This is a genomic window from Candidatus Omnitrophota bacterium, assembly GCA_041653595.1.
GTDB lineage: Bacteria > Omnitrophota > Gorgyraeia > Pluralincolimonadales > Pluralincolimonadaceae > Pluralincolimonas.
In genome coordinates this window covers 62,294-83,421 of record JBAZFB010000001.1, presented here as the reverse complement: position 1 = coordinate 83,421, position 21,128 = coordinate 62,294, and the positions used below count along the sequence as shown (strand labels likewise).

Below are 21,128 nucleotides of genomic sequence, written 5' to 3'. Positions count from 1 at the left end.
AAAAAGCAAATAATTTTAATTGCCGTATTTGATTTTTATGGTATAATCTTCGCGGGTTGGAAGCCGGCTATATCGGCAGCCTCCCGCAGTCCCTTCCTTAATATAACCAGGAGATAGTAATGTTGCTAAAAAAATGCCCAGTAAAGATATACCAGAGTATACTATTTTACTTCGCGGTTATAATCAGCCTGATAACGGCTTATTCCTGCCGGGCAGAGATAGACAGCTTTGTCACGAGAAGCGGTAGCCAGTTCTATTCGGGCGGCCAGCCGTTCTATTACACGGGCACGAACAATTTTTACCTGAGCTATTTCGCCGAGGACGAAACTTACCGGCCGATGGTAGACCAGGTCCTGTCGTCGGCCAAGGAGATGGGGCTGAGCGTCATCAGGACATGGGCCTTTAATGACGGCGGCGCGAACAGGGACGGTTATCCGGTTTCGTGGGCTTACCAGACAGCCCCGGGCGTATACAATGAGAGCGCCTTCAAGGGCCTTGATTATGTCCTGTATAAGGCCGAGAGCTACGGCATACGCGTCCTTCCCACCCTCGTCAACAACTGGGACGATTACGGCGGGATGAACTGGTATAACAGCTTCAGTCCGTCCGCCGCAAGCCATGATGATTTTTATACCGATCCTGCTACCAGGCAATGGTATAAGGATTACGTCACTACCGTCATGAACAGGACGAATACTTATAACGGCAGGGTCTATAAAGACGACCCGACCATCATGGCGTGGGAATTGGCTAACGAGGCGAGGGCGGAATCAGACCCTACCGGCGCGAAACTGCGCAACTGGCTCGATGAGATGAGCTCTTATGTAAAGGCCAACGACGCGAACCATCTCGTCACGACCGGCGTGGAAGGGTTCTATAAGGACAGGGGATCGCAGTGGTACCAGAACGGTTCGACAGGAGGGGATTTCGTTGGGGACCATAATCTCGCCAATATAGATTTCGCGACGCTCCATGTATATTCCGATTTCTGGAACTGGGATATGCAGCAGGCCCTTGCCTGGATAGAGCAGCACGTCTCTGACGCCGACATCCTGAATAAGCCGCTCATCTTCGAGGAGTTCGGCAAACAGCTGCCCGCAGACGTAAGGGATACATGGTACCGGGCGTATCTCGCCGCGGTCTATGAGGCCGCCGCCCGGGGGAGTTCTATGGCCGGCTCTAATTTCTGGATGTTGGAAGCCGACGGCTCGGGCCATAACGACGGGTTCGGGGTATTCTATCCGGCCGACGCCTCTACCATAGGCATCATAATGTCTAACGCGGAAGCGATGAACGGCCTCGTCCCGGAACCTCCAACGGTCTTTCTATTCCTTGCCTCGCTTTTGTCCTTGTGTTATAATCTCCGTAGATAACACGGAGGTATAAATGTTCAATATCGGTTTCCCGGAATTGATCATCATCCTTATCATCGTCCTCCTCGTCTTCGGGGCGGCGCGTCTTCCCGAGATCGCCCGCTCATTAGGCAAGGCCATCAATGAGTTTAAGAAGGCGATGAAAGACGACGATTCCCAGTCATCCAAAAAAGAATAACCCTCCTTTAAAATGGCTGACAGCAAGATGACACTCGTGGAGCATCTCGATGAGCTCCGCCGGCGCATATTGGTATCGGCGGCGGCTGTGGTAATTTGCTCGGCACTGGCTTTCTGGAAAGTCCGGCTTATCCTGTCATTGCTCATGTTCCCATCGGTAGACCACTTGAATTTCTTTTCTCCCGCCGAAGCCTTCCTGGAATACTGCAAGCTGGCGTTTTTTGCGGGGCTTTTTTTGGCGTCACCGGTCGTACTTTACCAGCTCTGGGCCTTTGTCTCGGCCGGTCTTAATGAAAAAGAAAAAAAGGTAGTGATGTTCGCGCTCCCGTTTTCCGCCACGCTTTTTTTAGGCGGCGTCGTGTTTGCGTATAGTTTTGTCGTTCCGTGGGCTCTGCGGTTCCTTATCAATTTCCCCGACCATAATGTATTTCCGATACTTTCGATATCGGAATACCTGTCTTTCGTGATAATGATGCTTCTCTCCTTCGGGATAGCATTTGAACTGCCTGTCGTTGTGATGATACTGTCAAAACTCGGGATAGTCACTCCTTCATTCCTGAACAGGAACAGGAAGTTCGCGGTAATCGTAATATTCATAGCCGCCGCGGTAATAACGCCGACGCCGGACGCGTTCACCCAGTGCCTGATGGCGGTGCCGATGCTGTTTTTGTATGAACTTTCCATCTGGATATCGAAACTCGTATATAAAAAGGGGGACAAGAAATGACTCTCGCGGAAAAGATCGACGCGGACATAAAGGAAGCGATGAAGGCCAAGGACGGGATAAGGCTCTCGACCCTGCGTATGCTCAAAGCGGGGATGAAGAACCTCGAGATAGAGAAGAAGGCAGAAAAGCTCGAGGACAAGGACGTGACGGGCATCATATCTAAGCAGATAAAACAGCATAAGGACTCCATCGACGGGTTCACGAAGGGGAACAGGCAGGACCTCGTTGATAAAGAGACGGTAGAGCTTAAGATACTCGAATCGTATATGCCCAAGATGCTGTCTGCCGATGAGTTAAAACCCATCGTCAAGAACGCGATCGCGGCGGTAGAGGCGAAGGGCCGCGCCGACATGGGCAAGGTCATGAAGGCCGCGATGGAGGAAGCAAAGGGCGCCGCTGACGGCAAGATGCTCAGCCAGATGGTCGCCGAAGAGCTCGCGAAATTAGGGTAAGGAGGGACCTATGGAAACGAAGACCGTAAAGATAGAGAAACCCGCGGAATATAACATCATAATCGGCCAGTCGCATTTCATAAAGACGGTCGAGGATATCCACGAGGCGATGGCCGGCGCTGTGCCGGGGATAAAATTCGGCATGGCTTTCTGCGAATCCTCCGGCGCGTGCCTTGTCAGGTCCACAGGCACGGATGAGGAGCTAAAGAGGCTCGCAGAGAAGAACGCGCTCGCGATCGGCGCGGGGCACTGCTTTGTTATAATAATGAAGGATTCCTATCCGATAAACGTGCTCAACGCGATAAAAAATATCCCGGAGGTATGCGGGATCTATTGCGCGACTGCCAATCCGGTCGAGCTTATCATCGCCGAATCGGAGAACGGCAGGGGCATCCTCGGCGTGATAGACGGCGCGAAACCGAAGGGAATAGAGGACGAGGCCGGGGTCAAATGGCGGAAGGACCTCTTAAGAAAAATCGGCTATAAAATCCCTTGACAAAGCTTTTTTGGGTGATATAATTCTAATGGTTCTTTTGAAATGGACGTTTTAGGAGGCGGATGGTGAGCAAATATCTCTCAATAATCGGCGGACTGATCGCCATCGTCCTCGGAGTGGTTGGCCTGATAAATTGGTGGGAAGAATATATAGTCGGCTTCCTCAGATCCGGGCTGGTCATAATACTTTTACTCGGCGGGTTGCTCGCGGTGTTTGCGGGGATCGGCGAGATAAAAGACTCCCTGGAAGAGAAGAAAGAGAAGCAATAATAAGTCTCCCCGGACCTCCTTCATTGCCTTCGACTAGAATGTCGACGGTTGGGCGGTTTCAAGCTGCCCGGTGGTGCTGTATGTCGGCTCACCTCAGAGGTAATGAAGGAGGCCTTTTTTTTGAGCCCCCTATTTGGGAGTAATGGCGAAATGGTTGACCCGATAGGGTCAACCATGGTTCCCCCGGGGATAACCATGAGTAAACCTATAAAGACAAAATTACAATTCTCTGCCGGCGGCGTGGTATACCGCAAGGCAGGCGCCGAAACGGAGGTCATTGTCCTGACCCGCGGCGAAGGAAAGATATTCTGCCTTCCCAAAGGAAAGATAGAGAGACTCGAGACCCCCCAGCAGGCGGCCCTCCGCGAGATCAAGGAAGAGACAGGCCTTACCGGCTCCATCGAGAAGGAACTCGGGAAGATAAATTACTGGTTCTATTCGGATGAGGACAAGGCCCGCGTCCACAAGACCGTATATTTCTACCTCGTAAGGTTCGAATCCGGGAACACCGCGGACCACGACACGGACGCCGAAGACGTCCGCTGGCTGCCGGTAGAAGAGGCCTTAAGGATAATGACTTATCCCTCCGAACGCCAGATGGTCGAAAAAGCCAAGAATGAAGATAGATTATAAAAAAGAATTAAATCCCGCCCAGTTTAAAGCGGTCGAGTCCACTGAAGGGCCGCATCTTGTCATCGCCGGGGCAGGCAGCGGGAAGACGCGCACGCTCGTCTACCGCGTGGCCTACCTCGTTGAAAAAGGAATCAAGCCCGACCGGATATTACTGCTTACCTTTACCCGCAAGGCGTCCGAAGAGATGCTCCGCCGCGCCGCTAAATTGCTCGACGACCGCTGCGAGAGGGTCGCCGGCGGCACCTTCCACTCATTCGCCAATATGGTCCTGCGCAAATACGCGAAGCTGGTCGAATATCCCAATAATTTCACGATAATGGACGAATCCGACGCCGAGGACGCGGTAAATATCGTGCGCGTCAAGTTCGGCTTCGACCATCTCGAGAAGCACTTCCCTCGCAAGGGGGCGCTTCTCGACGTCATCTCGAAATCCGTCAACAAATCGGACGATATCGGCAAAATCCTCGAGCTCGAATACCCGCAGTTCGTCGAATGGGAGAGCGCGATAAAGAAGATAAAAGAGGGATACGCCAAATACAAGCGCGAGAAGTCTCTCATGGACTACGACGACCTGCTCGTATTCTTGAAAAGGCTGCTCCATGAGCACAAGGATGTCCGCTCGAGGCTCTCGGAACAGTATCAGTATATAATGGTCGATGAATACCAGGACACGAACAGGCTGCAGGCGGATATCGTGCGTTTGCTGGCATCGGAGCACGATAATGTCATGGTCGTCGGCGACGATTCCCAGAGTATATATTCGTTCCGCGGCGCGAATTTCAAGAACATCATAGACTTCCCGAAGGTGTTCAGGGGCGCGAAGGTGATAATGCTGGAGGAGAACTACCGCTCGACCCAGCAGATACTCGACCTGACCAACGAGGTCATAAAGAACGCCGAGGAGAAGTTCGAGAAGGTCCTTTTTACCAAGAAGCGCGAAGGGAAATCCCCGGTGTTCGTCGAAGCGCGCGATGAAAACACCCAATCCAGATATATCGTCCAGAAGATAATCGAACTGGTCGATGAGGGCGTCATGCTCAAGGAGATCGCCGTGCTATTCCGCGCCGGTTGGCACTCGAACGACCTTGAGATCGAGCTCGCCAACCACGATATCCCGTTCGTAAAATACGGCGGACAGAGGTTCGTCGAGGCGGCGCATATAAAGGACGTCATCTCATACTTGCGTATCGCTCAAAATCCCGACGACCAAGTGAGCTGGCACAGGGCCTTGTTATTGATGCGCGGCATCGGGCAGAAGACCGCCGCGAAGATAACCGAGCAGATGATAGAAAAAAATAAAGGCCTCGAGGTCGACAAGGACATTTTAAAAAAATCAGAAGACCTGGTAAACCTTATCGATATGCTGAAAGAATTGAAACCCGGGAAATACCCGCCCGTTGAACTCCTGAAAGAATTCCTGAAATATTACGATCCTCTGCTCAAGGCGAAATACGACGATTTCCACAGGCGCGCGCCGGACTTGAATTCGCTGGAGCGCATCGCCTCGAGGTATAAATCGCTCGAGACCTTCCTGACCGACATGGCGCTCGAGCCGCCGGAGAAGAGCGTCCTCGATGCGGGCTTACGGGGCAAACATGACCACGCGATGACGCTTTCGACGATACACTCGGCGAAGGGGCTCGAGTGGCACACGGTCTTCGTCATATACGTGGCCGAGGGACATCTGCCGTCGTACCAGTCCATGGACGATAACGACGCGATAGAAGAGGAACGCCGCCTGTTTTACGTGGCAGCCACGCGGGCAAAAGATAACCTCATACTATTAAAACCTGCCATAGACCGCTCCGCCCGCTGGATGAGGAGTTATGCCGGCGGGAATACCGGCTCTATATTTACCGAAGTCTCCCGCTTCCTTAAAGAGGGAAGTATCCTGGAACGGTTTATGGATGTAGAACGGGTGGGAGAAGGTCTGGATGATATTGAATTTGAAGAGGCTTTTAAGATATAATGGTACCGCTTACAGATGTAATTACCATCCCGCGGATTAGCACTCCGGGTCACCGCGGGATACCGCTTAATAAAGGAGATCAAAATGTATAAAGTTGTATTACTTCGTCACGGCGAGAGTACTTGGAATAAGGAGAACCGGTTCACCGGCTGGACAGATGTCGACCTCTCCGAGAAAGGCCTCGCCGAGGCGAAGAAGGCAGGCGAGGTGTTAAAGAAGGAAGGTTTCGTATTCGACGTCGCGTTCACGTCGGTCCTCAAGAGGGCGATAAGGACGCTCTGGATAACCCTCGACGGGATGGACTTGATGTGGATACCCGTATATAATTCATGGCGCTTAAACGAGAGGCATTACGGCGCGCTACAAGGCCTCAATAAATCCGAGATGGCCGCGAAGTTCGGCGAAGAGCAGGTTTTAGTATGGCGCAGGAGTTACGACACGCCGCCGCCGGCATTAGAAAAAAATGACCCCCGCAGCCCGGCGAAAGACCCGCGCTACAAAGATTTGAAACCGAGCGAGATACCGCTGACCGAGTGCCTCAAGGATACGGTCGCGCGCTTCCTTCCTTATTGGCACGAGACTATGGCGCCGGCAGTAAAGAGCGGCAAACACGTCATTATCGCCGCGCACGGCAACTCTTTAAGGGCGCTCGTAAAATACCTCGATAACGTATCGGACCAGGATATCGTCGGGCTTAATATACCCACAGGCCTGCCTCTTGTCTACGAACTCGACAATAACCTGAAACCGATAAAGCATTATTATCTCGGCGACCCGGAAGAAGTCAAGAAGGCGATGGAAGCCGTCGCCAATCAGGGCAAAGCCAAAAAGTAGAAGCGCCGCTGAAAAGATATTATTGCGGAATTGAAAAAAGATGGTATAATTATAGCCGGACACGTAAGGGCTAAAAATCCCTCGGCAGCGTTCGGGATAGTTCGAGGGATGGTGAGCGAAGCGAACCAGAGGAGAGAATGCAATGTGCGGATCATGCGGTTGCGGAAAAAAGAAACCCAAGAAGTAACCTACCCTAAAAGGGCGAAGTTCTTTTCGCAAAAAGGGCAAGTAGAAGCAAAAGCCCCCTAAATAACGTGGAAAACACAAAATAGGGGGTTTTTGCCGACGGGAAACACAATATGTAGTATTTTTTCCTTGACACGATACTAGCGGTTGACTATACTGGCGGTTGGAAAGGAGGGCGTGGTTATGGGGGATACAGGTATCAAGAATGGTTTATCAGCCAATTCCAAAAAAGTCCTGGAAAAACGTTATCTCAGGAAGGACTCGGAAGGCCGCGTCATAGAGACCCCGGAGGAGCTCTTCAGGCGCGTAGCGCATAACATAGCTTCAGCGGACTCATATTATGATCCAGATTATAATGTGGCAAAGCTTGAGGATGAGTTTTACTCTATAATATACAACCTGGACTTCCTGCCTAATTCACCGACCCTGATGAACGCCGGACGCGAGCTGCAGCAGCTGTCGGCGTGTTTCGTCCTGCCGGTGGAAGATTCCATGGAATCGATATTCGAGGCGATAAAGAACACGGCGCTCATCCATCGTTCCGGCGGCGGCACCGGGTTCTCTTTCTCTAGGCTGCGCCCGGCCAACTCGATGGTAAAGACGACCGGCGGCATCGCGAGCGGCCCGGTATCCTTCATGAAAGTATTCGACGCTGCCACCCACGCCGTAAAACAAGGCGGCACACGCCGCGGCGCGAACATGGGCATACTGCGCATCGACCATCCGGATGTCCTCGATTTCATAAAATGCAAAGAGACGGACAAGGACATAACGAATTTCAACATCTCGGTCGCGATCACCGAAGAGTTCATGAAGAGGGTCGAGCGCGACGAGGAATACGACCTCATCGCCCCGCACAACAAGAAAGTCTTCGGGCACCTGAAGGCCCGCGAAGTATTCGACATGATAGTCAAGAGGGCCTGGAAGAACGGCGAGCCGGGAATAATATTCATCGACAGGATAAACAAGTCGAACCCGACGCCGAAGATCGGCGCGATCGAATCGACGAACCCGTGCGGCGAGCAGCCCTTGCTCCCCTATGAGAGCTGCAACCTCGGCTCGATAAACCTTTCTAAGATGGTGGACATGGATGCCTCCTCTCCCCAGCTCGACTGGGAGAAGCTGCGCCGGACGACGAAACTCGCGATCCATTTCCTCGATAACGTGATCGATATGAACAAGTTCCCGCTCCCGCAGATCGAGACGATGACCAAGGCCAACCGGAAGATCGGCCTCGGCGTCATGGGATTCGCCGAGATGCTCATAAAGCTTGGGGTCCCTTATAATTCCGACGAAGCGATAGAATTGGCCGAGAAGGTGATGTCGTTCATCCAGGAAGAATCGAGGAGGGAAGCGCACGCGCTCGCGTTAAGGCGCGGGCCGTTCCCGAACTTCTCGAGCTCCGTTTATTCCGACGGGCCGAGCCTGAGGAACGCGACGCTGACCACTATCGCCCCGACCGGGACGCTCTCCATACTCGCCGACACCTCGAGCGGCATCGAACCGGTTTTCGCCATATCCTATTACCGCGAGGTGATGGACAAGACGAAACTGGTCGAGGTCAACAGGTTATTCGAGGGCGTCGCGAAGGAACGCGGTTTCTATTCCGAAGAGCTGATGCAGAAGATCGCCGAGAAAGGGACGCTCCATGACGTAGAGGAGGTCCCCGACGACATAAAGAGGGTATTCGTCACGGCGCACGACATAACGCCGATCTGGCATATCAGGATGCAGGCAGCTTTCCAGAAGTATACGGATAACGCCGTTTCGAAGACGGTCAACTTCCCGCATAACGCGACGCCGGACAATGTGCACGAGGTATACCTGTTGGCTTATAAGATGGGATGCAAGGGCGTGACCATATACCGCGACGGCAGCCGCGAAGAGCAGGTCCTTTATATCGCCCGCACTAAAGAGAAACCGGACGCGGAGAACGCCGAAGGGAACGAGGCCCCGGCAGCGAAGGCCGAAGATAAGGCGCGCACATCACCCCGCCCGAGGCCCGAGGTCACAAGGGGCACGACCACGAAGATACTCACGGGCTGCGGCAACCTCTATATCACGATAAATGAGGACGAGAACGGGATGCCGTTCGAGGTATTCACGCAGATGGGCAAGGCCGGCGGATGCGCCTCGAGCCAACTCGAAGCCATCGGCAGGCTCGTATCGCTCGCGCTGCGCTGCGGCCTCGATACCCATTCAATAATAGAGCAGCTCAACGGCATCAGGTGCCCAAACCCGTCGTGGGAGAAGGGCGGCAGGATATTCTCCTGCGCCGATGCCTTGGCAAAGGTCATAGAAAGACGGCTGCTGAACAAGAAAGCGCAGGACGTCGCCGCGGCTCCGCAGTCCGCGCCTGAAGTAAGGGCCGAAGAGTTGCCTTCCGCGAAAGCCGGTGTCCTGAGCGAAGTGAAGGGCGGAGTCCTGAGCGAAGCGAAGGGGAAGAACAAGCTCGGCAACGTCGTAGGTGTCTGCCCGGATTGCGGCGGCGCGCTCCAGCACGTCGAAGGCTGCATGGTCTGCAAGGCGTGCGGCTATTCCAAGTGCGGCTAAATGATAAAACCTGATCGCTGGATCAAAAAGATGGTCCTCGAGGCCGGGATGATCGAACCTTTTATCGACCACCAGGTCTCAGAGGGCCATATCAGTTACGGCCTCTCGAGCTTCGGTTACGACATAAGGGTCCATGACGAATTCAAGGTATTCGTCGGCACGGGAAATCCCGTAATAGACCCCAAGCATATCGACCCGCACTCTTTCGTCGACTTTAAGGGAAAAGAGTGCATTATCCCGCCGAACTCGTTCGTCCTCGCGCGTTCGCTGGAATACTTCAAGATGCCGGAGAGGGTGATCGCCATCTGCTTCGGCAAGTCCACATACTGCCGCTGCGGGGTGATCGTGAATATCAGCCCGCTCGAACCGACCTGGGAGGGTTACCTCACCATGGCGGTAAGCAATACGACGCCGCATCCCGCAAAGATCTATTCCGAAGAAGGCATCGCGCAGCTCCTCTTTTACGAATGCGACGAAGCGCCGGAAGTCACATACAGGGACAGAAAAGGAAAATACCAGGCGCAACAGGGGATAGTCCTTCCTAAAGTAAAATGAGATTAAGCTTACCCGTCTCTGATTTTAACCTCGAACATACGTTGGAATGCGGCCAGGCGTTCCGGTGGGAGAGGTCCGGTGATTTTTACGCCGGCGTGATAGGCAAAGCGCTTGTCAAGGTCGCGTTTGACGGCCGCGCTCTCGCCATAGAGGCCGGTTCCCCCGTAGACAGGGATAAGATAGCCGATTATTTCGGGCTCAATGAGGACCTGCCGCGCATATATAAGGAAATAGGCGCAGACCCGCACATCAAAAAGGCCATAAAGAAATACCGCGGCCTCAGGATATTGAACCAGGACCGGTGGGAGTGCCTCGCCTCGTTCATCCTTTCATCGTATACCAATATCCCGCGCATAAAAAAGATGATAGCAGGCCTTTCGAAAAGGTTCGGCAAGAGGCTCGCCTTTGGCGGGACGGAAGCTTATTCCTTTCCTCCGGCCGCGCGTATCGCCGGGGCCGATATAAAAGCCCTCAAGGGATTGGGGCTCGGTTTCAGGGCCGCGTATATAAAGGATACCGCGCAGAAGGTCGCCTCGAAAAAGTTTGACTTGGATGCGCTCGAGGATTTAAACTATACGGAAGCGAAGGAAAGGCTGATGTCGCTTAAGGGCGTGGGCGGGAAGGTCGCGGATTGTGTCTTGCTCTTTTCGTTCAAGAAATACGAGGCCTTTCCGGTAGATGTGTGGATAAAGAGGGGCATCGAGGAGTTATATTTTGACGGGAAGACCGTGGCGCCTAAGAAAGCCGCGGAGTTCGCGCGGGAACGTTTCGGCGCCTACGCCGGATACGCGCAGGAATACTTATATCATTATTTAAGGCACGGGAGGGGGAAAGCATGATAGGGGAGTACAGGACAAAGACGAATATCGGAGTTGGGTTCGGGATACTGGCGCAGATAATCGGGTTTTTGGCAAGTTATTATGTCCATATCGGGATAGTCCTCTGGTGCGCGGCTATCCTTATCTACGGCGGATTCCTGCTGCTGATATGGGGCCTGTGGAATTACGCGAAAGGCAAAGGCTACAAAGGCGCCTGGGGATTACTCGGGCTTTTAAGCATCTTCGGGTTTGTTATACTGGTGTTATTCCCCAACAGGAAAAAGACCTAAAAGTAAAAAAGACGGGCTTGGATCCCGCCCGCCGCTATCGGTTCCTTCCCGAAACTTCCTTCAGCTTCTTGATGAAGCTCTTGTATAGTATGTCCTCGGATACGCCGAGGGATTCCGCCTTATGCACGTCGTCCCACGCCTTGTCGTATTCGTCTATCTCATAATAGACCCTCGCGCGGTTTATATACGCGTCGGTATAACGGGGATCTATGGCGATCGCCGCGTCAAGGTCCGCCAGCGCGTTACCGTAATCCCCCGTATATGCGTATGAGAGCGCGCGGCCGTAATAGGCGGCCGCATATTTAGGGTTGAGCTGCACCGCGCGCGTGAAATCCACGATAGCGATCACGTATTCCTTCTTGTAACGGTTGGCGAATCCGCGGAGATAATAGGCGGCCGGGCAATTCCGGTCCACTCCGAGGATGTCATCGCATGTTTTTATCGCCTTATCGTAGTCGCCGGCGCTTAAAAACTGTGTCGCCTGCCCCAAAAGCTGCGCAACCTTCTTGTTACCGGCCGCAAAAGCCGCGATATTGCAGAAAATCAGGATAATAGAAACTAAAATCCACGCTTTGAGATCAAAAAGTCTTTTCATCTTCATCTCCGTTTAATTTTTATGATTATATCATAATGCCGCGGCCGCGGAATAGAAATTTATTGCTAAACCTGGAAAAAGTGCTTGACAATTATTTTCTTTATGTTAATATTAAATCAAACAGGGAATCATTTTAGGGAATTAAAACCTGAAAGGAGGGGTAAGATGGGTCAAGGGCAGACGACATTGAATTTGATCGTCACCACCTGGAGCCAGGTATGGTCGAATTTGGCGAATTACCTGATACTTCTCGTAGGCGGATTGATACTTCTCGTTATCTTCCTGATCATCACGAAGATCGTCGAGAAGGCTGTTGTTCAGGTACTTAAGGTCGCCCGCTTTGATGTCTTATCTGAAAAGGCAGGTATCGCGAGCATACTCGCCAAAGGCGAGATCAAACATACCCTGTCAGAGTTGATCGGTATGGTGATCTATTGGCTGCTGGTTCTGGTGTTTGTGATCATAACACTGAACGTAGTGGGCCTCAAGACGTCCGGTTTCCTCGATCAGGCGGTTGAATACGCCGGTAGGGTAGTACTTTCGATCTTCGTTCTGGTACTGGGTCTTTTCTTTGCCGCTTTGATAGGTTCGATTGTAAGGACAACGGCATCGAACGCCGGGATAGCGACTTCGAAGAACCTCGGATCGATAGCGCAGATAATAATCATAGTAATAACGGTACTTACGGTCCTCCCGATGCTCGGTGTCAGGACATTCATATTGGACACCGTGGTAGTGGTGGCATTGGCGGCGACCGGATTAGCTTTGGGCCTGGCGTTCGGCCTCGGCTCGAAGGATATTGCCGGCAAGATAACGTCGGAAATTGTCGACAAATGGAAGAAAAGATAATTCCGGAGGAACGAGCAGTAAAAGTTGGATAATTTCAACTAGGTTTTTAAAAGAAGGGACTTCTAAACGGGGAAGTCCCTTCTTTTTTTGTACCCCGGGAAGATAAATTATGGCAAATGTTGCGGTGAAACGCGGAATGGGGCACAAGCCCCGCACCTCAAAGGCGCGGGGTAAAATAGTGGGGCTGACCTACGACGTCAAGCCCGACTATGTATTGAAGAAAGGCGATCCGGAAGACGCCAATGCCGAGTTTGACCATCCCGATACCATCGAAGTCATAAAGGACGCAATAGAATCCGGCGGCCATAAGGTCGTGAAGATCGGTAACGTCCGCAACCTCCTTCTCCGGTTGAAAAAGCTCGATGTCGACATCGTCTTTAATATAGCCGAGGGCATAACCGGGCGGAACAGAGAATCCGAGGTGCCCGTGATATTGGAGATGGCCGGAATCCCGTTCGTCGGGGGCGACGGGCTTACGCTGGGCCTGACGCTCGACAAGATAATGGCAAAGAAGATCCTCATCTCCGAAGGTGTGCCTACGCCCGCGTTCTTTGAGGTCTCCGATATAAGGAATATAGACGGCGTTGGGATCGGTTATCCCCTGATAGTCAAGCCGAAGCAGGAAGGCTCGAGCAAGGGGATAAGCGATAAGTCTATCGTAAAGAACGTCCGCGAGCTCAAAAGGCGCGCGGGTTGGGTAATACGGACTTATAAACAGCCGGCACTCGTCGAAAAATTTATTACCGGCTCGGAATTCACCGTACCTATCATAGGGACCGAAAACCCCGAGGTGCTGCCGACGGTCCAGATCAGCATAGACGGCAAGACAAACCTAGGCGACCTCTGCTACACCTTCTCGAGGATAAAGTCGGACACGTTAAGCTATGTATGCCCGGCAAAGATCACCCGGGACCTCGACAAGAAGCTTAAGGCCGTGGCTTTAAAGGCCTATAAGGCGGTAGAATGCCGCGATTTCGGCAGGGTAGATATAAGGGTGGACAAGAACGGCAACCCGTTCGTGCTCGAGATCAACCCGCTGCCGTCGCTCTCTACCGAGGATGTCTTCATGACAGTGGCGAGGAACATGAAGATATCATACAACAACATAATAAACAGGATACTCGATCACGCGCTGGAAAGGTACGGGATGAGATAAGATGGGACTTAAGGTAGCCCTTACATATAACCTGAAGAGGAAGACCGGCAATACCGGCCTTCCCGATGATTATTATTCTGAATTTGACAGCAAGGAGACGATCGAGGCGATAGCAAGCGGACTTCGTTCCGGCGGCAATGAAGTATTCCTGGTCGAGGCGGACAAGGGGCTGCTGAACTGGTTCCAGAACAATAAAGTAGACATGGTATTCAATATAGCCGAAGGGCTTAACGGCGAATCGAGGGAATCGCAGGTGCCGGCGATACTCGATTTTCTCGGGATCCCGTATACGGGTTCGGGAGTCATGGCTTTAAGCGTCTCGCTGAACAAGACGCTTACGAAAAAACTTTTCGAGCAGGCGGGGATACCGACGCCGAAATACAGGCTTGTGACGGATCCGGCGTCCGCCTCCGATGAAGGGCTTAAGTATCCGCTTATAGCGAAACCTAACAGCGAGGGCTCGGGCAAGGGAATAACTATGGCCAGCGTCGTCCGGAATAAGACAGAGCTCATCCGCGAGGTCGAGAGGACCGCGCGCGTCTACCAACAGGAGACGCTCGTCGAGGAATTCATCGACGGTAAAGAGCTGACCGTCGGTATACTCGGCAATTATCCGGCCGCCGCGATGCCGATACTCGAGATAGATTTCTCGAACTGCAAGGCCTCGGGCGAATTTTTTTATACATGGAAGGTCAAGGAGTTCGAGAAGGAAGTGGAGGAGAGTAAGGGATTGACCCCGAACTGGCATTGCCCGGCGCGTTTGAGCGCGGCCGAGGCTAAGACGGTAAAAGAGACCGCCCTCAAGGCGTTCCGCGCCATAGGCTGTGTCGACCTTTCCCGCGTCGATATAATGCTCGGGAAAGAAGGCGTCCCGTATGTCCTGGAAGTGAACCCGCTGCCGGGGCTGGACCCGGTAGATTCTAATTTCCCTTATATAGCGAAATGCGCCGGACTCAATTATCCGGACCTGATGAACAGGATACTTGAAGTCGCCCTCGAAAGACACAACAAAAACAAGAAGCTGGCCCTACAAGAAAGGAGTTCACGTTGATAAACGCCTCTAATTCCTTGGCAGAACACTGGAAGGACGTGCCTGAAAGCGACTGGGAGGATTGGCATTGGCAGATAAAGAACAGGATAATGACCTATGACGGCCTGAAAGAGGTCATCAAGCTCACCCCGTCCGAAGAGATCGGGGTCAAAAGGTCGAAGGGCCGTCTCCTGATGGCGATAACGCCGTATTGGCTTTCGCTTATAGACGAGATGAGGCCGACCTGCCCCATCAGGAAGCAGGCGATACCGACGGCCGAGGAGTTCGATGTCTCGGCTTTTGATATGGAAGACCCGTGCGGGGAGGACAAGGACTCGCCTGTCCCCGGGCTCGTCCACAGGTATCCGGACAGGGTGCTCCTGTTGGCGACGGAGAAATGCGCGATGTATTGCCGCCATTGCACGAGGAGGAGGATCGTCGGGTCGGAGGCGCACCTGACAAGCCCGCAGAATTTCGAGAAGGCGTATGAATATATAAGGTCCAACCGCAGGATACGCGACGTCCTGATCTCCGGCGGAGACCCGCTCATGCTGCCGGACGAGACGCTGGATGATATCATTAAGAATTTGAAGGATATCCCGAGCGTCGAATTCGTCCGCATCGGGACGAGGATGCCGGTCACGGTCCCGATGAGGGTGACCGAGAGCCTGGTATCGATGCTTAAGAAATATTCCCCGGTATGGATATCGCTCCATTTCAACCATCCGAAGGAACTGACAAAACGCTGCAGGAAGGCGTGCGATATGCTGGCGGACGCGGGCGTGCCGCTCGGGAGCCAGACGGTGCTGTTAAAAGGCGTAAACGACAGGCCGTCTACGATGCGCAGGCTCATGCACGAGCTCCTTAAAGCCAGGGTGCGGCCTTATTATATTTACCAGTGCGATCCGGCGAAAGGCATTAGCCACTTCAGGACGCCGATAGCGACCGGGATAAATATAATGGAGAAGATGCGCGGCCATACATCGGGCTACGCGGTCCCGACGTATGTCGTCGACGCGCCCGGCGGGGGCGGAAAGATACCCGTGGCGCCGAACTACGTCATATCGCAGGCAAAGGGCTCCTTTACCTTAAGGAATTTCGCCGGACAGATATTCACCTATCATGAGCCTGTCGAGGAAGGCGAAGTGGTAAGGGTCAACCATCAGGGAAAACCCGCGAAGACCTACGCCTCGGCTCAGGGCAAGAAGGACGTAAAGACGGCCGAGACGAAACCAGCCGCCGCATGATGATAAGCATGGGCGCGAAAAGACTCTTCATATCGATCGCCGCGGCGGCCACCTTGCCGTTATTATTCCTGGGCTGCGGGCCCCAGCAGAAACCCGAAGAGATAAAGGCCGCGCTGCTCGAGTTCGACCCCTCTTTCAAGGCTGTCCTCGATAAAAAGGCCCAGATAGATTCCCGGATAGAGACAATGAACGGCGAATTCCGCGCGAAACAGGGCGAGATAAACTCGAAGATAATGGAACTTGAAGAGGAACTCAAGGCCGCGAGGAAGGACCTTTACGCGAAGACCCACGACCTTAACGCCAACCTTGACCCCGAGAGGCAGAAGATAAACAGCAAGGCCGAAGAGCTGAAGGTGAAACTGGCCGGCAAGGAAGCGCGGGCATCGTCCATCAGGAGTTCTATAAAGAACCAGAAGGGCCTCCTCGATAATAAGAAATTAAGCCTCTCGACGCAGGAACAAGCCGAATTGCAGAACAATGTAGAGAAGGCGAAGCAGGAACTGGCGCCTCTCGAAGAAGAGATAACCTCCCTCCGCCGCGAAATCCAGCTTTACAGGCAGGAACTAAACCTGCTAAAATATTAGCCTACCTAGAAGTATCCCAAAACAGGAGCGATAAATGACTAGGATAAAGAGGGCGCTTATCAGCGTTTCCGACAAGAAGGGCATTGTCGATTTCGCCAGGGGACTCGAGAAGCTAGGCGTGGAGATCATCTCGACAGGCGGGACCGCGAAGGTCCTGAAAGAGAACAGGATAAAGATCCGCGCCATCTCGGACGTGACGGGTTCTCCCGAGATGCTGAGCGGGCGCGTGAAGACCCTCCACCCCAAGATCCACGGCGGGATACTCGCGCGACGCGGCGACAAAGAACACATGTCCCAGGCCAGGAAGCACAAAATAGGCCTGATCGACATGGTCGTCGTGAACCTCTACCCGTTCGAGGACACGGTCAGGAATCCCAGGGTCAAGCTCGATGCGGCCGTAGAGATGATAGATATAGGCGGGCCGGCGATGATACGCTCGGCCGCCAAGAACTTCGATGATGTCGCCGTCTTATGCAATCCCGGCAGGTACCTCTGCGTGCTGATGGAATTGCAGAAGAACGATTGTTCCCTTTCGGATGACACGCGCGAGGCGCTCGCGTTAGAGGCATTCGGCCATACGGCGAAGTATGACGCGGCGATATACGCTTTTTTAAGCGGACGTTTGGGCCGGACAAAGGACAAATTCCCCGACCTGCTCCATCTCGTCTTCGAGAGGGCGCAGGGCCTGCGTTACGGCGAGAATCCGCACCAGAAGGCCGCCTTCTACGCAGACGCGGTAAAACCGGCTTACGGTTTCGGGAATATGAAACAGCTTCATGGCAAGGAACTCTCGTTCAATAACTTCCTGGACCTGCACTCCGCGGTCCAGATAGTAAAGGATTTTGAGGCTCCCACCGCGTGCGTCGTCAAGCATAATTCTCCCTGCGGGGTCGCTTCATCCCTGCGGCTCGACCAGGCATATAAAGATGCCTTTGCCTGCGATACCCTTTCGGCGTTCGGCGGCATAGTGGGCCTCAACAGGAAGGTCGACGTAAAGACCGCGAAGGCGATATCGGATTCGGGGTTCCTGGAATGCGTGATCGCCCCCTCTTATGAGGCCGCCGCCCTTAAGATACTGACCGAGAAGAAGAACGTGCGGATAATCGAATATAAAGATATTGGAAAAGGGCCTGAACGCGGCGTCTATTCATGCGACGTAAAGAAGATCGAGGGCGGGATGTTGCTGCAGGAGCAGGATGAGCTCGGGATCGGGAAGTCAGACCTGAAGACTGTGACAAAGAAAAGCCCTTCGGAAAGCCAGATAAAATCACTCCTTTTCGCATGGAAAGTAGCTAAGCACGTCAGGTCTAATGCTATAGTCATCGTTAAGGGGGAGAAGACGGTGGGCATAGGCGGCGGGCAGCCGAGCAGGGTCGATTCGGCGAAAATAGCCATCAGGAAAGCGGGGAAGAGCGCCAAGGATTCCTGCCTCGCGACCGACGGGTTCTTCCCGAAGCCGGATTCGGTGCAATTGGCTGGAAAAGCGGGCATATCCGCTATAATACAGCCGGGCGGCTCGATAAAAGACGAGGATTCCGTCAAGGCCGCGGATAAGGCCAGGATCGCGATGGTGACGACCGGCGTAAGGCATTTCAGGCATTAACCTCATATGACCTATCAGGAAGCGCTAAAATACCTCGATTCATTCGTAGATTACGAGAAGCGTCCCGTATACGATTACCGCTCCGTGATGAAATTGGACAGGATGCGGGCACTGCTCGACGGGCTGGGGAACCCCCAGCGTAATTTCAGGTCGATACACATAGCCGGGACCAAGGGCAAGGGCTCGACCTGCGCTTTCGTATATTCGATATTGAAAGAGGGCGGGATAAAAGCCGGCCTGTACACATCCCCGCATCTGCTGGATTTTAAGGAACGCATAAGGATATCCTTCCCGAAGGAGAGGGATATCGAAGAGGCCGAGGTCGCGGCCCTCGTGGCGAGGATAAAGAAGTTCCTCGACAATTTTTCAAAATCATCCAGGTTCGGTCCGCCTTCCTTCTTCGAGGTCTATACGGCGCTGGCCTTCCTCTTCTTCAGCATAAAGAAAACGGATATCGCCGTGATAGAGGTCGGGATGGGAGGCAGGCTCGACGCCACGAATACGCTCGATCCCCTGGCTGTAGGGATATCCCCGGTAAGCCTCGACCATACGGACAGGCTCGGAAAGACCGTTGAGGCGATCGCTAAGGAGAAGTGCGGCATAATAAAAGAGAATTCCATCGTCGTCTCCGCCGAACAGGAACCGGCGGTATTGAATTGCATACGCAAGGCGGCCGCTGACAGGAAAGCGAAACTTTACCTCGTGGGCAAGGATATATCTTACGAGCCGCTTACGGCGAGCCCGGAGGAGCAAACTTTCAATGTCCGCGGCCTATACGGCGAATACGCTTTACTGACAACTCCTCTCCTGGGGAGGCATCAGGCCGCGAACGCCGCAGCCGCCATCGGGCTGATAGAATCCCTGAGGGCGCGCGGCATAACGATATGTTCGCATAATATAACCGGCGGAATAAGGAACGTCAATTGGCCGGGGAGGCTCCAGGTCGTCTCAAAATCGCCGTGGATAATACTCGACGGCGCGCAGAACGAGGCGTCGGCGCAGGCGCTCAAAGAGACGGTAAAAAGCATCTTCTCCTATAAAAAACTTTATCTTGTATTCGGCGTCTCCTCCGGGAAAGACATAAAAGGCCTGGCTCGCAACCTTTTTCCGCTTGCCGACGAGATCTTCTTTACCAGGGCAGATTCGCCGCGAGCCGTATCGCCGGAAAAGATACGGAAGGATTTTCCGGATTACGAGAAGAGGTCGGTCGCGACATTCAACGCGGGGGAAGCCGTGGAACTGGCGCGGCGCCACGCGGGGCAGGAAGACCTTATACTAGTTACCGGTTCGTTATTCGTGGTCGGCGAGGCCTTAAAATATCTGGGAAAGAAGAGCTTAATAAATGAAAAAGCAGTCTAAAATAGGCGCGGAAGATACCATAGCGGCGATATCGACCTCTTTGGGCGAATGCGCTATCGGCATAGTGCGCCTGAGCGGGAAGGACGCCGCCGAGATAGCCGACAGGATATTCCGCTCTAAAAAAGGGAAACTCCCGTCGAGCTTCCGTTCATTCACTTCGCATTTCGGCCATGTCCATGATAAGGGCGTGGTTGTAGATGAGGCCCTGTTGACCGTAATGAGGGCCCCGAAAAGCTACACAAAGGAAGAGGTCGTAGAGATAAGCTGCCACGGCGGCGTAATACCGTTAAAAAAGGCGCTGGGGCTTGTATTGGAGAACGGGGCGCGGCTCGCCGAACCCGGCGAGTTCACAAAGCGCGCTTTTATCAACGGCAGGCTTGACCTTACGCAGGCCGAGGCTGTCCTCGATATAATAAGGGCAAAGACCGACGCCTCGCTAAGGGCGGCGCTGGGCCAGCTCGACGGCAGGCTCTCATCCAGCCTTAACAAGATAAGGGATGAACTTATTTCAATATCTGCGGAGGTCGAGGCTTCAATAGATTTTCCAGATGAAGATATGGAGATATTATCCGGGGCGAAGACCTCGGAACGCCTGGGATCCGTGAAACTGGAGATCTCGCGGCTGCTGGAGACGGCGGACAGGGGCATTATCCTGAGGGAAGGTATTTCTTGCGTAATATGCGGCAAGCCGAATGTCGGGAAATCAAGCCTGCTTAACGCGCTCATCGGAAGAGAGCGGGCCATAGTCACCCATATACCGGGCACGACAAGGGATACCATCGAGGAATTCGTCAATATCCTGGGGATCCCTTTCAAACTGACAGATACGGCCGGCATCACTCCTACCGAGGACATAGTCGAAAGGGAGGGCGTGCTGAGGAGCCGCGAGCATATCGAGGCCGCCGACCTGGTACTGCTCCTCCTCGACGCGAGTTCCCGCCTTACAGATGAGGACAGGGTATTGCTCGAGGATACGAAAGGCCGGCAGAGGATAGTAGTCCTGAATAAGATCGACCTTGCGAGGAAATTAACGTTCGCCGTCGCTAAAGGCGAGACGGTCGCGGAAGTATCCGCGAAGTCAGGCGAAGGCATCGGCGGGCTTAAAGAGAAGATGGCTGAAAAAGTCTTCGGAGGCGGTGTGCGCGCGGCCGAGGGCGCGGTGATAACGAACGCCAGGCAGAAGGACGCGCTGAGGCGCTCGTACGAATCGCTGACGGAGGCGATCAAGGCGGTAGATGGAAAACTCTCGCCCGAATTGATAGCGATAGAGCTCAGGGAATCGCTAGATTGCATAGGCGAGATGGTCGGAGAGACCGTGACCGACGATATACTCGATAAGGTATTCTCGCAATTTTGTATCGGGAAATAGGATA

The 21,128-nt window shown here is 53.4% G+C and carries 22 protein-coding genes; 21 read left to right on the top strand and 1 reads right to left on the bottom strand.

Going from position 1 to position 21,128, the window contains the following annotated elements; translation table 11 throughout:
* Positions 1–119: 119 nt before the first annotated feature.
* From WC317_00460 to WC317_00400, 13 genes are all read left to right on the top strand, one after another.
* Positions 120–1,373, top strand: coding sequence for a PEP-CTERM sorting domain-containing protein (locus WC317_00460; protein MFA5338604.1), 1,254 nt, complete (start codon positions 120–122; stop codon positions 1,371–1,373).
* Positions 1,374–1,386: 13 nt separating this feature from the next.
* Positions 1,387–1,551, top strand: coding sequence for a twin-arginine translocase TatA/TatE family subunit (tatA, locus tag WC317_00455; GenBank protein ID MFA5338603.1), 165 nt, complete (start codon positions 1,387–1,389; stop codon positions 1,549–1,551).
* 12 nt (positions 1,552–1,563) lie between these two features.
* Positions 1,564–2,277, top strand: a complete 714-nt coding sequence (tatC, locus tag WC317_00450) for a twin-arginine translocase subunit TatC (protein ID MFA5338602.1) — start codon at positions 1,564–1,566, stop codon at positions 2,275–2,277.
* Positions 2,274–2,729, top strand: a complete 456-nt coding sequence (locus tag WC317_00445) for a GatB/YqeY domain-containing protein (protein ID MFA5338601.1) — start codon at positions 2,274–2,276, stop codon at positions 2,727–2,729. The genes tatC and WC317_00445 overlap by 4 nt, the downstream gene beginning before the upstream one ends.
* Positions 2,730–2,739: 10 nt before the next feature.
* Complete coding sequence (locus WC317_00440) at positions 2,740–3,225, top strand: adenosine-specific kinase (GenBank protein MFA5338600.1); 486 nt, start codon at positions 2,740–2,742, stop codon at positions 3,223–3,225.
* 62 nt (positions 3,226–3,287) lie between these two features.
* A complete protein-coding gene (locus WC317_00435; protein ID MFA5338599.1) occupies positions 3,288–3,494 on the top strand; it encodes a hypothetical protein in 207 nt (68 codons plus the stop codon).
* A gap of 195 nt (positions 3,495–3,689) precedes the next feature.
* Complete coding sequence (locus WC317_00430; GenBank protein ID MFA5338598.1) at positions 3,690–4,127, top strand: NUDIX hydrolase; 438 nt, start codon at positions 3,690–3,692, stop codon at positions 4,125–4,127.
* Positions 4,111–6,096, top strand: coding sequence for an ATP-dependent helicase (locus WC317_00425; protein ID MFA5338597.1), 1,986 nt, complete (start codon positions 4,111–4,113; stop codon positions 6,094–6,096). Before WC317_00430 ends, WC317_00425 begins: the two co-directional genes overlap by 17 nt.
* An 84-nt stretch (positions 6,097–6,180) precedes the next feature.
* Positions 6,181–6,930, top strand: coding sequence for a 2,3-diphosphoglycerate-dependent phosphoglycerate mutase (gpmA, locus tag WC317_00420; GenBank protein MFA5338596.1), 750 nt, complete (start codon positions 6,181–6,183; stop codon positions 6,928–6,930).
* 369 nt (positions 6,931–7,299) lie between these two features.
* Positions 7,300–9,669: a vitamin B12-dependent ribonucleotide reductase gene (locus WC317_00415; protein ID MFA5338595.1), complete on the top strand. Its 2,370-nt coding sequence runs from the start codon at positions 7,300–7,302 to the stop codon at positions 9,667–9,669.
* On the top strand, positions 9,670–10,224 hold the full coding sequence (gene dcd / locus WC317_00410) for a dCTP deaminase (protein MFA5338594.1): 555 nt from the start codon (positions 9,670–9,672) through the stop codon (positions 10,222–10,224).
* Complete coding sequence (locus WC317_00405) at positions 10,221–11,063, top strand: DNA glycosylase (protein MFA5338593.1); 843 nt, start codon at positions 10,221–10,223, stop codon at positions 11,061–11,063. Before dcd ends, WC317_00405 begins: the two co-directional genes overlap by 4 nt.
* Complete coding sequence (locus WC317_00400) at positions 11,060–11,332, top strand: hypothetical protein (GenBank protein ID MFA5338592.1); 273 nt, start codon at positions 11,060–11,062, stop codon at positions 11,330–11,332. Before WC317_00405 ends, WC317_00400 begins: the two co-directional genes overlap by 4 nt.
* Before the next feature lie 34 nt (positions 11,333–11,366).
* On the opposite strand, the gene WC317_00395 is transcribed toward WC317_00400, so the two are convergent.
* Positions 11,367–11,927 (bottom strand): tetratricopeptide repeat protein, encoded by a 561-nt coding sequence (locus tag WC317_00395; GenBank protein MFA5338591.1) that lies wholly within the window; start codon positions 11,925–11,927, stop codon positions 11,367–11,369.
* 165 nt (positions 11,928–12,092) lie between these two features.
* Here WC317_00395 and WC317_00390 point away from each other — a divergent pair, with 165 nt between their 5' ends.
* From WC317_00390 to mnmE, 8 genes are all read left to right on the top strand, one after another.
* Positions 12,093–12,776 (top strand): hypothetical protein, encoded by a 684-nt coding sequence (locus tag WC317_00390; protein MFA5338590.1) that lies wholly within the window; start codon positions 12,093–12,095, stop codon positions 12,774–12,776.
* 109 nt (positions 12,777–12,885) lie between these two features.
* On the top strand, positions 12,886–13,932 hold the full coding sequence (locus tag WC317_00385) for an ATP-grasp domain-containing protein (GenBank protein MFA5338589.1): 1,047 nt from the start codon (positions 12,886–12,888) through the stop codon (positions 13,930–13,932).
* 1 nt (position 13,933) lies between these two features.
* Positions 13,934–14,983 (top strand): ATP-grasp domain-containing protein, encoded by a 1,050-nt coding sequence (locus WC317_00380; GenBank protein MFA5338588.1) that lies wholly within the window; start codon positions 13,934–13,936, stop codon positions 14,981–14,983.
* Positions 14,980–16,209 (top strand): lysine 2,3-aminomutase, encoded by a 1,230-nt coding sequence (gene ablA / locus WC317_00375; protein MFA5338587.1) that lies wholly within the window; start codon positions 14,980–14,982, stop codon positions 16,207–16,209. The genes WC317_00380 and ablA overlap by 4 nt, the downstream gene beginning before the upstream one ends.
* Positions 16,206–16,793 (top strand): hypothetical protein, encoded by a 588-nt coding sequence (locus tag WC317_00370; GenBank protein MFA5338586.1) that lies wholly within the window; start codon positions 16,206–16,208, stop codon positions 16,791–16,793. The genes ablA and WC317_00370 overlap by 4 nt, the downstream gene beginning before the upstream one ends.
* Positions 16,794–16,827: 34 nt before the next feature.
* Complete coding sequence (gene purH / locus WC317_00365) at positions 16,828–18,396, top strand: bifunctional phosphoribosylaminoimidazolecarboxamide formyltransferase/IMP cyclohydrolase (protein ID MFA5338585.1); 1,569 nt, start codon at positions 16,828–16,830, stop codon at positions 18,394–18,396.
* 6 nt (positions 18,397–18,402) lie between these two features.
* A complete protein-coding gene (locus WC317_00360; GenBank protein MFA5338584.1) occupies positions 18,403–19,755 on the top strand; it encodes a folylpolyglutamate synthase/dihydrofolate synthase family protein in 1,353 nt (450 codons plus the stop codon).
* Complete coding sequence (gene mnmE, locus WC317_00355; protein MFA5338583.1) at positions 19,739–21,124, top strand: tRNA uridine-5-carboxymethylaminomethyl(34) synthesis GTPase MnmE; 1,386 nt, start codon at positions 19,739–19,741, stop codon at positions 21,122–21,124. The genes WC317_00360 and mnmE overlap by 17 nt, the downstream gene beginning before the upstream one ends.
* Positions 21,125–21,128 lie beyond the last annotated feature (4 nt).

Excerpts from the sequence above, each read along its gene's own strand:
- gpmA (MFA5338596.1), top strand. The coding sequence starts at position 6,181 with ATGTATAAAGTTGTATTACTTCGTCACGGCGAGAGTACTTGGAATAAG.
- WC317_00460 (MFA5338604.1), top strand. The coding sequence starts at position 120 with ATGTTGCTAAAAAAATGCCCAGTAAAGATATACCAGAGTATACTATTT.
- WC317_00425 (MFA5338597.1), top strand. The coding sequence starts at position 4,111 with ATGAAGATAGATTATAAAAAAGAATTAAATCCCGCCCAGTTTAAAGCG.
- mnmE (MFA5338583.1), top strand. The coding sequence starts at position 19,739 with ATGAAAAAGCAGTCTAAAATAGGCGCGGAAGATACCATAGCGGCGATA.
- WC317_00370 (MFA5338586.1), top strand. The coding sequence starts at position 16,206 with ATGATGATAAGCATGGGCGCGAAAAGACTCTTCATATCGATCGCCGCG.
- WC317_00405 (MFA5338593.1), top strand. The coding sequence starts at position 10,221 with ATGAGATTAAGCTTACCCGTCTCTGATTTTAACCTCGAACATACGTTG.
- WC317_00385 (MFA5338589.1), top strand. The coding sequence starts at position 12,886 with ATGGCAAATGTTGCGGTGAAACGCGGAATGGGGCACAAGCCCCGCACC.
- dcd (MFA5338594.1), top strand. The coding sequence starts at position 9,670 with ATGATAAAACCTGATCGCTGGATCAAAAAGATGGTCCTCGAGGCCGGG.
- WC317_00430 (MFA5338598.1), top strand. The coding sequence starts at position 3,690 with ATGAGTAAACCTATAAAGACAAAATTACAATTCTCTGCCGGCGGCGTG.
- WC317_00400 (MFA5338592.1), top strand. The coding sequence starts at position 11,060 with ATGATAGGGGAGTACAGGACAAAGACGAATATCGGAGTTGGGTTCGGG.
- WC317_00395 (MFA5338591.1), bottom strand. The coding sequence starts at position 11,927 with ATGAAAAGACTTTTTGATCTCAAAGCGTGGATTTTAGTTTCTATTATC.
- WC317_00390 (MFA5338590.1), top strand. The coding sequence starts at position 12,093 with ATGGGTCAAGGGCAGACGACATTGAATTTGATCGTCACCACCTGGAGC.
- WC317_00445 (MFA5338601.1), top strand. The coding sequence starts at position 2,274 with ATGACTCTCGCGGAAAAGATCGACGCGGACATAAAGGAAGCGATGAAG.
- WC317_00360 (MFA5338584.1), top strand. The coding sequence starts at position 18,403 with ATGACCTATCAGGAAGCGCTAAAATACCTCGATTCATTCGTAGATTAC.
- WC317_00435 (MFA5338599.1), top strand. The coding sequence starts at position 3,288 with ATGGTGAGCAAATATCTCTCAATAATCGGCGGACTGATCGCCATCGTC.
- purH (MFA5338585.1), top strand. The coding sequence starts at position 16,828 with ATGACTAGGATAAAGAGGGCGCTTATCAGCGTTTCCGACAAGAAGGGC.
- tatA (MFA5338603.1), top strand. The coding sequence starts at position 1,387 with ATGTTCAATATCGGTTTCCCGGAATTGATCATCATCCTTATCATCGTC.
- WC317_00440 (MFA5338600.1), top strand. The coding sequence starts at position 2,740 with ATGGAAACGAAGACCGTAAAGATAGAGAAACCCGCGGAATATAACATC.
- WC317_00380 (MFA5338588.1), top strand. The coding sequence starts at position 13,934 with ATGGGACTTAAGGTAGCCCTTACATATAACCTGAAGAGGAAGACCGGC.
- WC317_00415 (MFA5338595.1), top strand. The coding sequence starts at position 7,300 with ATGGGGGATACAGGTATCAAGAATGGTTTATCAGCCAATTCCAAAAAA.
- tatC (MFA5338602.1), top strand. The coding sequence starts at position 1,564 with ATGGCTGACAGCAAGATGACACTCGTGGAGCATCTCGATGAGCTCCGC.